The sequence below is a fragment of the Rhizobium sp. PAMB 3174 genome (assembly GCF_052908375.1).
The window spans coordinates 1,149,775-1,165,042 of record NZ_CM128608.1; the positions used below are offsets into that span (position 1 = coordinate 1,149,775).

Annotated in this window: 12 protein-coding genes; all 12 read left to right on the forward strand. The window is 63.2% G+C overall.

What is annotated here, in order from left to right; genetic code table 11:
* The first annotated feature begins 1 nt into the window (after position 1).
* The 12 genes from murG (at position 2) to ACU5AY_RS05475 (ending at position 15,247) form a co-directional block, all read left to right on the forward strand.
* Positions 2-1,132 (forward strand): undecaprenyldiphospho-muramoylpentapeptide beta-N-acetylglucosaminyltransferase, encoded by a 1,131-nt coding sequence (murG, locus tag ACU5AY_RS05420; protein WP_446828300.1) that lies wholly within the window; start codon positions 2-4, stop codon positions 1,130-1,132.
* Entirely contained in the window at positions 1,129-2,544 is a 1,416-nt protein-coding gene (gene murC, locus ACU5AY_RS05425; RefSeq protein ID WP_446828301.1) for a UDP-N-acetylmuramate--L-alanine ligase, read from the forward strand. Before murG ends, murC begins: the two co-directional genes overlap by 4 nt.
* The gene (murB, locus tag ACU5AY_RS05430; protein ID WP_446828302.1) at positions 2,541-3,503 is read left to right on the forward strand and encodes a UDP-N-acetylmuramate dehydrogenase; all 963 of its coding nucleotides are present in this window, start codon (positions 2,541-2,543) and stop codon (positions 3,501-3,503) included. Before murC ends, murB begins: the two co-directional genes overlap by 4 nt.
* Positions 3,504-3,816: 313 nt before the next feature.
* Positions 3,817-4,743: a D-alanine--D-alanine ligase gene (locus ACU5AY_RS05435; protein WP_446828303.1), complete on the forward strand. Its 927-nt coding sequence runs from the start codon at positions 3,817-3,819 to the stop codon at positions 4,741-4,743.
* Positions 4,744-4,808: 65 nt separating this feature from the next.
* Positions 4,809-5,663 carry a cell division protein FtsQ/DivIB gene (locus ACU5AY_RS05440; RefSeq protein WP_446828949.1) on the forward strand — a complete coding sequence of 285 codons (855 nt, stop codon included), beginning with the start codon at positions 4,809-4,811 and terminating at the stop codon, positions 5,661-5,663.
* Complete coding sequence (gene ftsA / locus ACU5AY_RS05445; protein ID WP_446823738.1) at positions 5,660-6,991, forward strand: cell division protein FtsA; 1,332 nt, start codon at positions 5,660-5,662, stop codon at positions 6,989-6,991. The genes ACU5AY_RS05440 and ftsA overlap by 4 nt, the downstream gene beginning before the upstream one ends.
* Before the next feature lie 60 nt (positions 6,992-7,051).
* The gene (ftsZ, locus tag ACU5AY_RS05450) at positions 7,052-8,812 is read left to right on the forward strand and encodes a cell division protein FtsZ (protein ID WP_446828304.1); all 1,761 of its coding nucleotides are present in this window, start codon (positions 7,052-7,054) and stop codon (positions 8,810-8,812) included.
* Positions 8,813-9,096: 284 nt separating this feature from the next.
* Positions 9,097-10,053 carry a UDP-3-O-acyl-N-acetylglucosamine deacetylase gene (lpxC, locus tag ACU5AY_RS05455; RefSeq protein WP_446828305.1) on the forward strand — a complete coding sequence of 319 codons (957 nt, stop codon included), beginning with the start codon at positions 9,097-9,099 and terminating at the stop codon, positions 10,051-10,053.
* A 256-nt stretch (positions 10,054-10,309) separates the two neighbouring features.
* On the forward strand, positions 10,310-11,179 hold the full coding sequence (locus tag ACU5AY_RS05460; RefSeq protein ID WP_446828306.1) for an outer membrane protein assembly factor BamD: 870 nt from the start codon (positions 10,310-10,312) through the stop codon (positions 11,177-11,179).
* 12 nt (positions 11,180-11,191) lie between these two features.
* Entirely contained in the window at positions 11,192-12,862 is a 1,671-nt protein-coding gene (gene recN / locus ACU5AY_RS05465) for a DNA repair protein RecN (protein ID WP_446828307.1), read from the forward strand.
* Positions 12,863-12,952: 90 nt separating this feature from the next.
* Entirely contained in the window at positions 12,953-14,401 is a 1,449-nt protein-coding gene (cls, locus tag ACU5AY_RS05470) for a cardiolipin synthase (protein WP_446828308.1), read from the forward strand.
* Positions 14,402-14,434: 33 nt separating this feature from the next.
* Positions 14,435-15,247, forward strand: coding sequence for an endonuclease/exonuclease/phosphatase family protein (locus ACU5AY_RS05475; protein WP_446823744.1), 813 nt, complete (start codon positions 14,435-14,437; stop codon positions 15,245-15,247).
* Positions 15,248-15,268 lie beyond the last annotated feature (21 nt).

Sequence of the window (15,268 nt, forward strand, 5' to 3'; positions counted from 1 at the left end):
GATGACGGCTTCTAAGGGTATTGTCATGCTGGCCGCCGGCGGAACCGGCGGTCATCTGTTTCCGGCCGAAGCGCTGGCGCACACGCTGAAGGCTCGCGGCTACAGCGTGCATCTCGTCACCGACAGCCGCGCCGAGCGCTATGCCGGCAAGTTCCCGGCCGACGAGGTGCATGTGGTGCCGTCGGCGACGATCGCCTCGAAGAACCCGGCTTCGGTCGCAAAGTCCCTGCTGACGCTGTGGACCGGATACCGCACGGCCAAGCGGATGATCCTTACGGTCAAGCCGAAGGTCGTGGTCGGCTTCGGCGGCTATCCGACGGTCCCGCCGCTTCTGGCAGCGACTGCGCTGCATGTGCCGTCGATGATCCATGAGCAGAACGCCGTTATGGGCCGCGCCAACAAGGCGCTCGCCGCGCGTGTGCAGGCGATCGCCGGCGGCTTCCTGCCCGAACAGGGCGGCACGTTTTCGGAAAAGACCGTGACCACCGGAAATCCGGTGAGGCCGGCTGTCATTGCCGCATCCGAGGCCGGGTATACTGCGTCCGGTGAAGGTCAGCCCTTCCATCTCGTCGTCTTCGGCGGCAGCCAGGGCGCCCAGTATTTCTCGCAGGCGCTGCCCGCCGCGATCGGCCAGCTGCCGGAACCCTTAAGGGCACGGCTGAAGATCACGCAGCAGGCCCGGCCCGAGGACAAGGATGCGGTCATCGCCGCCTATGCCGGCCTTGGCGTGCCGGCCGACGTCTCGCCCTTCTTCACCGACATGGCGGAGCGTATCGGCTCGGCGCAGATGCTGATCTGCCGATCCGGCGCGTCGACCGTATCGGAAATCTCGGTCATCGGCCGTCCGGCTATCCTCGTGCCTTATCCGCATGCGCTCGACCACGACCAGTCGGCCAACGCCGCGGCGCTCGCGGCCAAGGGTGGTGCGGAAGTCATCCAGCAGCGGGATCTGTCGCCGGAGAGGCTGTCGGGCATCATCGCTGACTGGATGAACGACCCCGAACGGCTCGCCGAAATGGCGCTGGCCGCGAAAGGGACGGGGAAGCCGAATGCTGCGGACTTGCTTGCCGATATGGTTGAAGCTATTGCCGACAGACAGGGCGTACAGAAATTCAAGGGAGCAGTCGCATGAAAATGCCGCAGGCCATCGGCCTCGTACACTTCGTCGGCATCGGTGGCATCGGCATGAGCGGCATTGCCGAAGTGTTGCACAATCTCGGCCACAAGGTTCAGGGGTCCGACCAGAACGACAGCGCCAACGTGCAGCGTCTGCGTGACAAGGGCATCGAGGTGTTCATCGGCCACAAGGCGGAAAACCTTGGCGACGCCGAAGTCGTCGTTGTTTCGACCGCGATCAAGAAGAACAATCCGGAGCTCGTGGCCGCGCGCGAGAAATCGCTGCCGATCGTGCGACGGGCGGAAATGCTGGCCGAGCTGATGCGCTTCCGCAATGCGATCGCCATCGGTGGCACGCATGGCAAGACGACGACGACCTCCATGGTGGCCGCGCTACTTGAGGCCGGTAATCTCGATCCGACCGTCATCAATGGCGGCATCATCAATGCCTACGGCACCAATGCGCGCATGGGCGAGGGCGAGTGGATGGTGGTCGAAGCGGACGAATCCGACGGCACCTTCCTGAAACTGCCCGCCGATGTCGCCGTCGTCACCAATATCGATCCGGAACATCTCGATCACTACGGCTCGTTCGATGCGGTGCGCGCCGCCTTCCGGCAGTTCGTCGAGAACGTGCCGTTCTACGGCTTCGGCGTCATGTGCCTCGACCATCCGGAAGTGCAGGCGCTGGTCACCCGTATCGAGGACCGCAAGGTCATCACCTATGGCGAGAACCCGCAGGCCGACGTGCGCTTCATGAATGTGCGCACGGAAGGCGCCCGCGCGATCTTCGACGTTGTCATTCGCCGCCGTCGCACCGGCCGTGTGTTCGAGTTCAAGGATCTCGTCCTGCCGATGCCTGGCCGGCACAACGTCTCGAACGCCACGGCCGCGATTGCCGTTGCCAACCGGCTCGGCATTTCGGAAGAGGACATCAAGAAGGGGCTCGCCTCCTTCGGCGGCGTCAAGCGGCGCTTCACCCCGGTCGGTGAATGGAACGGCGTTCACATCTTCGACGACTACGGCCATCATCCGGTCGAGATCAAGGCGGTCCTGCGCGCCGCGCGCGATGCATGCCCCAACCGGATCATCGCCATCCACCAGCCGCACCGCTACTCGCGTCTGTCGAGCCTGTTCGATGATTTCTCCGCCTGCTTCAACGATGCCGACAGCATCCTGATCGCGCCGGTCTATGCCGCCGGCGAAGACCCGATCGAGGGCGCAGACGCCGAAGGCCTGGTTTCGGCGATCCGCGCCGGCGGTCACCGCGATGCGCGCTATGTGGCGACACCGGCGGAAATCGCCCCGATCGTCGCCGAGCTTGCCCGGCCGGGTGACTACGTCGTATTTTTGGGGGCAGGTAGCATTACATACTGGGCGGCCGCGCTTGCAGGCGAACTGGCCGCTCTTCCCGGAGCTCGTGCATGAAGACTGTAGATGGTGAAAAGCTGCTCGCCTCGCTTGGCGACAGCGTGAGTGGATTGAAGGGCAGGCTGACGCCGAATGCGCCCATGGACCGCGTGACCTGGTTCCGCGCCGGCGGTTTTGCCGAACTGATGTTCCAACCGCATGACGTCGAGGATCTCTCGACATTTCTGAAGAACCTGTCGGACGATGTGCCGGTGACGATCATCGGCGTAGGCTCCAACCTCCTCGTGCGCGACGGCGGGATTCCGGGTGTCGTCATCCGGCTGTCGGCCAAGGGGTTCGGTTCGGTTGATCTGGCAGGAGAGAATCGCATCCGCGCGGGCGCGATCTGCCCGGACAAGAACATCTCCGCCATGGCGCTCGACAACGGCATCGGCGGCTTTGCCTTCTACTACGGCATTCCCGGCGCCATCGGCGGCGCGGTGCGCATGAATGCGGGCGCCAACGGATCGGAAACGCGCGAGCGCCTGGTCGAGGTCGAAGCCGTCGACCGCAAGGGCAATCCGGTCCGGCTTTCCAATTCCGACATGGGCTACAGCTACCGTCATTCGGAAGCGCCGGCCGACCTGATCTTCACCTTCGCCACCTTCGAAGGCTATCCGGAAGACAAGGCGAAGATTCGCGCCGACATGGATGCCGTGCGCGAGCACCGCGAAACCGTGCAGCCGGTTCGCGAGAAGACCGGCGGCTCGACCTTCAAGAATCCGCCCGGCCATTCCGCCTGGAAGCTGATCGACGAAGCGGGCTGCCGCGGTCTCGTCTATGGCGGTGCGCAGATGTCGTCGCTGCATTGCAATTTCATGATCAATACGGGGCAGGCGACAGCCTATGATCTCGAAAGTCTCGGCGAAACCGTACGCCGCCGGGTCTACGAGAATTCCGGCGTTCTGCTGGAGTGGGAGATCAAGCGGATCGGCAATTTCATGCCTGGTCGCGAGGTCGAAATCTTTACGCCGTAGGCCTCAAAACCGTTAACCTGATTCTTAACGCCCCTGTCCGAAAGCCGGATCAGGGGCGTTTCTTTTTGTGCTCATGTCTTGAGTCTTGTTCGCCATGCAAGTGTCTGATTTGCATGGCAGAAGGGAACCCGTCGTGACCTGTGGCAGAGGATGAATTTCCTCAATCGCGACGTCAGTTAACGAAAGTAAACGCAATATTAACCATAATGGTTTTGAAGTGGGTTTCAGGCGATTGCCGTTAACCGATTCACGAACCCGCCAGTCTGACGCAAGCGTCGGCACATAGGTTGAGAAGTCTAGTTTGGGGGTATTTATGAGTGCCAAGCATGTGGCTGTCCTGATGGGAGGATTTTCCTCCGAAAGGCCCGTTAGCCTTTCTTCGGGCAACGCCTGCGCTGATGCGCTGGAATCGGTGGGCTACCGCGTGACGCGCGTCGATGTCGGTCGCGACGTCTCCTCCGTTCTTGCCGAACTCAAGCCCGATGTCGCCTTCAACGCGCTGCATGGCCCGTTCGGGGAGGATGGCACGATCCAGGGCGTGCTCGAATATCTGCAGATTCCCTATACGCATTCCGGTGTGCTGGCCTCGGCGCTCGCCATGGACAAGCAGCAGGCGAAGTGCGTTGCGATGGCGCACGGCATCCCGGTCGCGCCGGCACGCGTCATGAATCGCTTCGAGATCGGCGGCAAGCATCCGATCGAGCCGCCCTATGTGGTGAAGCCGGTCACGGAAGGCTCGTCCTTCGGTGTCGTCATCGTCAAGGAAGATCAGTCGCATCCGCCGCAGTTCCTGACTTCGTCGGAATGGAAATACGGCGACCGCGTCATGGTCGAGCGCTACATTCCCGGCCGCGAACTGACCTGTGGCGTGATGGGTGACGAGGCGCTGTGCGTGACGGAAGTATTGCCGCAGGGCAACACATTTTACGATTACGAATCGAAGTATGCCCCGGGTGGATCAAAACATGTCCTTCCGGCGGAAATTTCACCGATTATTTACCAAAAAATACAAACACTGTCTCTCCAGGCGCATCGTGCGATCGGGTGTCGCGGCGTCAGCCGCTCGGACTTCCGGTTCGACGACAGCGCTGGTGGGGATGGTGAGATTATCTGGCTGGAAGTGAACACGCAGCCCGGCATGACCGCGACCTCGCTCGTGCCGGAAATGGCCCAGCACAAGGGTCTTTCCTTTGGTGAATTTCTCCGTTGGATGGTGGAGGACGCGTCGTGCCAGCGTTGAAGCTGCAAAGTCTGAAGAGACATACGGGGCGGGAGGCTGTCGCTCCTTCGTCGCAGCAGAAGGTGATGGTTCTGCCGCGTCCGGTTCGTCGCGTGGTTCGCTTCATGTCGAGCCTTGCCGGTGGCCGGGTTCATATCCCCGAGCATGTCGGCACCGTTTCCGCGATCGCCTTCCTGGCCTCCGTCGGCATCTACGGCATGGTCCTTGGCGGTCATGCGGATGCCGTCGCCCAGGCGACGACGACCGCGGCCGGCTTTGCCATCGAAGACGTCAAGGTTTCCGGCAATATCCAAACCTCCGAGATCGAAATCCTGCAGGTGCTTGGCCTTGATGGCGCGACTTCGCTGATGGCGCTGAACGCCGAGCACGCGAAGACCAATCTCGAAAAGCTGCCCTGGGTCGAGAAGGCCGAGGTCCGCAAGATTTACCCGAAGACCGTCGATGTCCGTCTGGTCGAACGTCAGGCCTATGCCATCTGGCAGCACGGTTCCGATCTCTCGCTGATCGAGAAGAGCGGCTCCGTGATCGCACCGCTCAAGGACGGCAAGTTCGTCAACCTGCCGCTGCTCGTTGGTCGTGACGCCGAAGTGGCCGCCCGCGAATTCGATGCCGATTTCGCCGCGTGGCCCGACGTGAAGGCGCGGGTGAGGGCCTATGTTCGTGTCGGCGGCCGTCGCTGGGATCTCTATCTCAACAACGGCGTGATCGTGAAGTTGCCGGAAGAGGGCATAGATCAGGCGCTGGCGGAGCTTTCCGACATGGAACGCTCGCAGCAGCTGCTCGAGCGCGAGATCGCCTCGGTCGACTTCCGGCTTGCTGACCGGACCACCATCGAACTCACCCCCGATGCCGCCAAGCGCCGTGATGCGGCTGTTGCCGTGCGCATGAAGGAACTGAAGAAAGCGGAGCGGCAAATATGAGCCTTTTCGGGTCACAGAGTTTCGGCCTGCCACGCATGAAGCCGCTTTCGCTGAAGCGCTCGCATGTCGTGTCCGTGCTCGACATCGGCTCGACCAAGGTCGTCTGCATGATCGGCCGGCTGACGCCGCGCCAGGAAAGCGAGATCCTTCCGGGCCGCACGCACAGCATCGAGATCATCGGCATCGGCCACCAGCGCTCGCGCGGTGTGAAGACCGGCGTCATCGTCGATCTGGACGCTCTGGAAAACGTCGTCCGCCTGGCCGTCGATTCGGCCGAGCGCATGGCGGGCCTGACTGTCGACAGCCTGATCGTCAATGTTTCAGCCGGCCGTCTTGCCAGCGAGATCTACACCGCGACCGTTGACCTCGGCGGTCAGGAAGTCGTCGAGACCGACCTGCGCAAGGTCCTGTCGCTCGCAGCCCAGCAGTCCATGCGCCAGGAGCGCACCGTTCTGCACTCGATCCCGGCCGGTTTCACGCTCGACGGCGAGCGCGGCATCCGCGATCCGCTGGCCATGTACGGCGACCTGCTCGGCGTCGACATGCATGTGGTGACCGCCGAAGTGCCGTCGCTGAAGAATCTCGAGCTCGCCGTCAATCGCGCTCACCTCTCGGTCGAAGCGATGGTCGCGACGCCTTACGCCAGCGGTCTTGCCTCTCTCGTCGAGGACGAGATCGAGCTTGGCTGCGCCTCTATCGACATGGGCGGCGGCACGACGACGATTTCCGTCTTTGCCGAAGGCAAGCTGGTGCACACCGACGCCATCAGCCTCGGCGGCCACCATGTGACGACCGATCTTGCGCGCGGGCTGTCCTGCCGCATCGACGATGCCGAACGCCTGAAGGCGGTGCATGCGACGGCTCTGCCGGCAGGCGCCGACGATGGCGACGTCATAACCATTCCGCCGTTTGGCGACGATGACCGTGATCTTCCCACCCACGTGCCGCGTGCGCTGGTGTCCCGCATTGTCCGGGCCCGCGTCGAGGAAACGCTGGAGCTGATCCGGGACCGCATCCAGCGCTCGGGTTTCTCCCCGATCGTCGGCAAGCGGGTCGTGCTGACCGGCGGCGCAAGCCAGCTGACCGGCCTGCCGGAAGTTGCACGGCGCATCCTCGCCCGCAACGTCCGCGTCGGTCGTCCGATGGGTGTCTCCGGGCTGCCGACGGCAGCCAAGGGACCGGCCTTCTCCACTGCGGTCGGATTGATGATCTATCCGCAGGCAGCCGGTCAGGAAGCCCACGCGTCAGGTGGCGGCCTTCTGTCTTCCCTGTCCGGCGGCAGCGGCCGTCTGGCGCGGATGGGACAGTGGCTGAAAGAGAGCTTTTAACGGAACACAAGGAATTGGCCGGCGTGGCGATGCGGCCATAATCGAGAAGGAACTGGGTACATGACTATCAAGCTGCAGAAGCCAGACATTACGGAGCTGAAGCCCCGCATCACCGTATTCGGTGTCGGTGGCGGTGGCGGAAACGCCGTCAACAACATGATCACCGCCGGCCTCCAGGGTGTCGACTTCGTCGTCGCCAACACGGACGCCCAGGCGCTGATGATGTCCAAGGCCGAACGCATCATCCAGCTCGGCGTGCAGGTTACCGAAGGTCTCGGTGCAGGTTCGCAGCCGGAAGTCGGCCGTGCAGCCGCTGAAGAATGCATCGACGAGATCGTCGATCACCTGAACGGCACCCACATGTGCTTCGTCACCGCCGGCATGGGCGGCGGCACCGGCACGGGCGCAGCTCCGGTTGTGGCCCAGGCAGCCCGCAACAAGGGCATCCTGACGGTCGGCGTCGTCACCAAGCCATTCCACTTCGAAGGCGCGCGCCGCATGCGTCTCGCCGAGATGGGCATCGAGGAACTTCAGAAGTCGGTCGACACCCTGATCGTCATTCCGAACCAGAACCTCTTCCGTATCGCCAATGACAAGACCACGTTCGCCGACGCCTTCGCGATGGCCGACCAGGTTCTGTACTCCGGCGTCGCCTGCATCACCGACCTGATGGTCAAGGAAGGCCTGATCAACCTCGACTTCGCCGACGTCCGCTCGGTCATGCGCGAGATGGGCCGTGCGATGATGGGCACCGGCGAGGCATCCGGCGAAGGCCGCGCAATGGCTGCAGCCGAAGCTGCAATCGCCAACCCGCTGCTCGATGAAACCTCGATGAAGGGCGCGCAGGGCCTGCTGATCTCCATCACCGGCGGTCGCGACATGACCCTCTTCGAAGTCGACGAGGCTGCGACCCGCATTCGCGAGGAAGTCGATCCGGATGCGAACATCATCCTCGGCGCGACCTTTGACGAATCGCTGGAAGGCATCATCCGCGTGTCGGTCGTTGCCACCGGTATCGATCGCGAGATCAACCAGGCCTATCAGCAGGAAATCGCTTCCCGCCCGATCGTCCGCCCGGCTGCCAAGCCGCAGATGATGCAGCAGCCGGCTCCGGTGGCTCCGGTTCAGCAGAAGGCTGCCGATCCGATCGCCGACACGATCCGCTCTGCCGAAGCCGAAATGGAACGCGAACTCGAGATCGCCAACCGTCATCAGGCGTCTCAGGAGGAAAGGCAGGTCGTCCAGCAGGACGAGACCTTTCGCCCCCAGAGCAAGCTATTCGTAGGTTCGGCACCGGTCGCTGAAGCTCCGCAGCCGGCTCCGGTTCGTCCGATGCCGCAGCCCCAGCCGCAGCCGATGGCTGCAGCTCCGGCACCTGTGATGCAGCGTGCTCCGGCTCCGGCCCCTGTCGCTCCGCAGCCGACGCTGCGCAGCGAGCCGTCCATGAACCAGATGGTCGAGCCGGTCCGCATGCCGAAGGTCGAGGATTTCCCGCCGGTCCTGAAGGCAGAGATCGAACATCGTGCGCATACCATCCATGCGCCCGACACCGACGAACGCGGTCCGATGGGTCTTCTGAAGAAGATCACCAACTCGCTGTCGCGTCGTGACGAAGACGACGATGCACGGGCAGAGGCTCCGGCTCCGGCCGCACAGCCTTCCGTCCAGCAGCGCCGCGCCGCCCTGTCGCCTGAGGCCAGCCTCTATGCGCCGCGTCGTGGCCAGCTCGACGATCACGGCCGTGCTGCACCGCAGTCCAGCGCGGCGCGCGACGACGATCACCTGGAAATCCCGGCCTTCCTTCGCCGGCAGTCGAACTAACGGCGAGTGATTCCAGATTGTCATCGATGGCCCGGGCAGAAATGCCCGGGCCATTGTGTTTCAAGGTCGTTTTCAAAGGCGAAATTGCTTATTTGATTCAATGTGTTGTGTTCGTAACAATTGGAAAGAAACAGTGATTTGGAATTCCCTTCGGGCGCTCGTAAACATGCACTGGGACGTGTGGGTAACGTAACGGCCGTTTGCTGGTCGGAACTCATACTTGATTTATTTCGGGGCAATAGGCGCGGGTGCCAGCTGGTCTCGGCGCTAAAAAGGTAGAAACGATGGCAATTGGCTTGCTGAGTTTTCAAACGACTGTTGCAGAGCCGGTGACGATTTCCGGAGCCGGTGTTCATTCCGGCAAGCCGGTCAGCATCACTTTCAACCCGGCCGAGGCCGGAACCGGCGTGATTTTCCAGCGCGTGCACGCCGATGGCAGCTCGACGGAATTGAAGGCTGTTTCCTCGCAGGTCGGCAATACCGATTTCTGCACGGTTCTCGGCTTCTCGCCGGCCCATTCGGTCGCGACCGTCGAACATGTGATGGCGGCCATCTACGCGCTCGGCCTCGACAACGTCGTGATCGAATGCGACGGCGCCGAAATGCCGATCATGGACGGCTCTTCGCGGATGTTCATCGAGGCGATCGAGGAAGTCGGCATCGTCAATCTCGGCGTCAAGCGCCGCTATATTCGCGTGCTGAAGCCGGTGCGCTACGAGGAAGGCCAGAGCTGGAGCGAGTTTCTGCCCTATGACGGCACCCGGTTCGAGGTCGAGATCGAGTTCGACACGCCGCTGATCGGCCGCCAGAAGTGGGAAGGCAACCTGACGGCGCAGACCTTCAAGGACGAGCTGTGCGCCGCCCGTACCTTTGGTTTCATGCGGGACGTGGAACGCCTCTGGGCCGCCGGTCTGGCGCTTGGTTCCTCGCTTGAAAATTCGGTCGTCATTTCCGACGATCATACGGTCATCAACCCGGAAGGTCTGCGCTACCCGGTCGACGAGTTCGTGCGTCACAAGACGCTGGACGCCGTCGGCGACCTGGCGCTTGCCGGCGCGCAGTTCATCGGCTGCTACCGGTCCTATCGCGGCGGCCACAAGATGAACGCGAAGGCGCTGAAGGCGCTGCTCAGCGATCCGACGGCCTATGAAGTCGTCGAAACGCAGGTGCCGGCACCGACCGTCAGGGCCCGCGAAATGGTCGCGATCAACGCGCCGGAATTTGCGCCCTGGTCGGCTTGAACCGGACAGGAATCACTTGAAAATGGATAAAGGCCGCTTCCCCGGAAGCGGCCTTTTGATTGCGGTGGACGGGGCAGGGGGATGCGTGAAGACGGAAATAAATCAATTCCATGGGGAAATCGGCGCTGACGCTGCCGCGTGCCTTAAAATTGCATTATTGCTTTCATTTAAGCGCATCTCAGTCTAGAAACGCCATCGGTCTCATGCGCCAGACAAGACGCCGCTAGTTTCGATGCGGCACAAACGGGATTGTTCGATGAAGTATGTAGTGTCATCTGCCAGAAAGAATACCGTTCGGCTGGCATTGGTTTCCGCCTTGATGTTCGGGACGGGCGCCCTTGTGGCCGGCTGCCAGTCCGACAAGGATATCGACATTACCAAGCTCGGCGTGCAGACCGATCCGCCGGAACAGCTCTACAATCAGGGTCTGGCCAACATCCAGGCCGGCAACATGACCGAGGCCGGCCGCAAGTTCGACGCGATCGACCGTGAGCATCCCTTCACCGACTGGGCCCGCAAGGCGCTCGTCATGTCGACCTTCATCAAGTACCGTCAAGGCGACTACGAGACCGCGATCCAGAACGGCAAGCGGTACATGAAGCAGTACAGCAATTCCGACGACAGCGATTACGTGCTTTACCTGATGTGCCAGTCGTCGGCACGCACGATCGTCGATGTGACGCAGGACCAGCGTAACGCCCAGCGTACCGTCGACATCTGCCAGGAACTGCTCGACAGCTATCCGCAGTCCCAGTACGCGGACGAATCGCAGAAGCAGATCCGCTACGCGCGCAACAACCTTGCGGGCAAGGAAATGCAGATCGGCCGCTACTATCTGGAGCGCAAGGATTATCTCGCCTCCATCAACCGATTCCGGATCGTCGTCGAGAAATATTCGAACACGAACCAGATCGAGGAGGCGCTGGCCCGTCTCGTCGAGGCCTATTATGCGATGGGCATCACCAGCGAAGCGCAGACGGCAGCCGCCGTTCTCGGACGCAATTATCCGGATAGCCAGTGGTATGCCGACTCCTATAAGCTCTTGCAGTCTGGCGGTCTCGAACCGCGGGAGAGCACCGGATCGTGGATTTCGCGGGCCGGCAAGAAGCTGCTTCTCGGAACCTAAGGCATAAGGTGAATGCTTACACAGCTCTCGATCCGCGATATCGTACTGATCGAACGGCTGGACCTTGCCTTTGAAAATGGTCTCTCGGTTCTGACGGGCGAGACGGGTGCCGGCAAATCCATTCTTCTCGACAGTCTCTCCCTGGCGCTTGGCGGCCGGGGCGATGGCGGTCTCGTGCGCCATGGCGAGGATAAGGGGCAGGTCACGGCCGTCTTTGATGTCGGTATGGATCATCCGGCCCGCGCCCTGGTGCGCGACAACGACATCGATGACGACGGCGACCTGATCTTCCGGCGCGTTCAATCCGCCGACGGCCGCACGCGCGCCTTCATCAACGACCAGCCCGTCAGCGTGCAACTGATGCGGCAATGCGGCCAGCTGCTCGTCGAAATCCACGGACAGCACGACGACCGCGCCCTTGTCGACACGGACGCACACCGGGCCCTGCTCGACGCCTTCGCCGGATTGACCGGAGAGGCGGAAGAGGTGGCCCATGCCTACGCGGCGATGCGTGAGGCGGAGAGGGCAGTCAAGAAGCAGCGCCAGCGGGTCGAGGATGCCGCGCGGGAGGCCGATTATCTCCGGGCCTCCGTCGAGGAGCTCGAATCGCTCGGTCCCGCCGATGGCGAGGAAGAAGAACTTGCGGAGCGCCGCGCCGACATGATGAAGGCGGAGCGGATCGCCGGCGACATTTCCGAGGCGAGCGAAATCCTCAATGGCAACGCGTCGCCCGTGCCGCTGATCGCCTCTCTGGTCCGCCGTCTGGAACGCAAGTCGCATGAGGCTCCGGGCCTTCTCGAGGAGACCGTCGAACAGCTGGACGCGGCGCTCAACAGCCTTTCCGAGGCGCAGATGTCGGTCGAGGCGGCGCTGCGCAGGACGGAGTTCGATCCGCGCGAACTGGAGCGGGTGGAGGAACGGCTGTTCGCGCTGAGGGCCGCCTCGCGCAAATTCTCCGTGCCGGTCAGCGAACTGCCGGCGCTTGCCGTGCGGATGATCGCGGAAGTCGCCGAAGTCGATGCGGGCGCGGAAAAGCTTGCGGCGCTGGAAGGGGCCGAGGCGCTCGCCCGCGAAGCATTCGCGGCGAAGGCGAAGGCGCTTTCGACAAAGCGCCACAATGCGGCGGATGCGCTTGCCGGCGCCGTCATGGCCGAACTGCCGGCGCTGAAGCTGGAGCGGGCGCGCTTTACCGTCGAGGTCGAGACGGATGCCGGCAAGGCTTCCGCCGATGGCATCGACACGATCGAGTTTCATGTGCAGACCAATCCCGGCACCCGGCCCGGGCCGATCATGAAGGTCGCATCGGGCGGTGAACTGTCGCGCTTCCTGCTGGCGCTCAAGGTCGCGCTTGCCGATCGCGGATCGGCGCCGACGCTGGTCTTCGACGAAATCGACACGGGCGTCGGGGGGGCGGTCGCCGACGCCATCGGCCAGCGGCTGAAGCGACTTTCCGAGCGGGTGCAGGTTTTGTCCGTGACGCATGCGCCACAGGTGGCAGCGCGGGCTTCGACGCACTATCTCATCTCCAAGGCCCCGACGAGCGGCAAGGAGGACCGTATCGCCACCCGTGTCGCCAGCATGGCGCGCGAGGCGCGGATGGAGGAAATTGCCCGAATGCTCGCTGGCGCTACCGTGACCGACGAGGCGAGGGCCGCGGCGGCCAAGCTCCTGTCCGGCGGCTAGAGCCTCCGCCGCTTGTCCGGGGCGGCTTGCGGCTCGACCCGGACCTGACATTCTGCCCGCGGCCGTTCCGGCGGCGGGAAAGGGAGTTTGATGATCGACATCATTGCGCATTACTGGCCGCACATCCTTGCCGTCCTTTCCATCCTTCTCGGCGCTCCGGCTGCAATCCATGCGACCCTGACCAAGGATGACGTGCGCTCCGCGGTCGGCTGGGTCGGCATCATCCTGCTTTCGCCGGTGGTCGGCGCGCTCCTCTACTACATCGCAGGCATCAACCGCATCCGCCGCCAGCAGATGCGCTACCGCCGCCATCTCCTCACCGAGGTTCTGGATGTCGACGCCGACCAGTTCGAGGTGACGGACCAGGAACTGGAGCCGATCTTCGGCGAACGCACGGCTGCCATGGTGCGGCTCGGCGACCGCGTCACGCGCTGGCCGGTGACGTCCGGCAACAGCGTGGAGCTGCTGTCGTCCGGCGACGAGACCTATGCGTCCATGCTGGAGGCGGTCGGCAATGCCCAGCGGAGCATTTTCCTCGAGACCTATATCTTCGACCGCGACGGGATCGGCAAGGCGCTTGCCGATCGGCTGGGCGAGGCCGTCAGCCGCGGGGTCGAGGTGAGGGTGCTGGTCGATGCCGTCGGCGCACGCTACTCGACGCCAAGCATCCTCGGCTATCTTCGTGACAAGGGGGTAAGGGCGGATGTCTTCAACGGCAACGTCATCGTCGGCCTGAGGCTGCCCTATGCCAATCTGCGCGTTCACCGGAAAATCCTGACCGTGGACGGATCTGTCGCCTTTGTCGGGGGCATGAATATCCGCGACGCTTTCCGGGGCCCAGATTCCGCCCGCGACACGCATTTTCGGGTGCGCGGGCCCATCGTCGGCAGTCTGTTCACCTGTGCGGCCGAGGACTGGCATTTCGCCACCCGCGAGACCCTGGACGGTCCGGCCTGGAAGGTCGCGGCAGGCGCCGCTGCGCCGAAGTCACCGGTGTTCATGCGCGCTGTGCAGTCCGGCCCCGACCGGCATCTGGAAGCCAACCAGAAAATGCTGCTCGGCGCCTTCTCGGTCGCAAAGCATTCGATCCGCATCATGTCGCCCTATTTCCTGCCGGACAAGGAGCTGATCAGCGCGTTGGCGACGGCGTCAAGGCGCGGCGTCGACGTCGAGATCATCGTGCCGTCGCTCAACAACCTGATGCTGGTGGATCGTGCCATGACGGCGCAGTTCGACCAGCTGATCAAGGAGGGCTGCCGGATCTACCGGGGTGCCGGCGTCTTCAATCACTCCAAGCTTCTCTGCGTCGACAGCGCCTGGTCCTTTGTCGGCTCCTCCAATCTTGATTCGCGCTCGCTGCGGCTCAATTTCGAGATCGACCTCGAAGTGTTCGACGCCGACTTCGCGACGATGATCTCCAACCGGATCGGTGCGGCGATCGACCGGGGCGAGCCGGTCACGCTGAGGAGCTTGCGCGAACGGCCTTTCCTCTTGCGGCTTTTTGACCGTATCCTCTGGCTGGGTTCGCCCTATCTATAGGGGAAGACGCAACAAACCCGTCGAAGGATGGATATGCGAAGGCAGCGCAAGGACAACCTGACCTCAACAATCATCACCTCGCTGCGCACCCGGCGGGCGAGCCGGCCGGCGGAGAGGGTGGCCGTCGAGACCGGCCAGCTGCGCGTTGCCTCCTACAATGTCCATAAATGCGTCGGTACCGATGGACGTTTCGATCCCGAACGCATCCTCAAGGTCATCGGAGAGATCGATCCCGACGTCATTGCCCTGCAGGAGGCGGACACGCGCTTCGGCGAGCGGACCGGCCTCCTCGATCTCAAGCGGCTGCAGATGGAGACGGGGTTGACCGCCGTGCCGATCACGGGGCTTGCGCGGGCCCATGGCTGGCACGGCAACGCGCTCTTCGTGCGCCGGGCGATCATTCGCGACATCCACCAGATGAACCTGCCGGGGATCGAGCCGCGCGGCGCGCTGGTCACCGAGATCGAACTGGAGACCGGTTCGGCGCTGCGCTTCATCGCCGCCCATTTCGGCCTGTTGCGCTGGGCGCGGCTCAGGCAGGTGGATGCGATCGCCTCGTTGATGCGCAACGGCCCGGACATCGCCACCGTGCTGATGGGTGATTTCAACGAATGGCGGCTCGGGGAGCGTTCGGCGCTATCGGCGCTGCAGGCGGATTTCGGGCCGCTGCCGCAGCCTGTGCCGAGCTTCCCGTCGCGCCTGCCGATGCTGTCGCTCGACCGCATTCTCGGCAACCGGCAGGGGCTGGTGCAGGCGCTTGCCGTGCATGACAGCGCGCTGGCGCGCACCGCCTCCGACCATCTGCCGCTGACCGGCATCGTCAATCTCGACCGGGTGGATGCTTAAACCTGTCAGCATTCGGCTTGA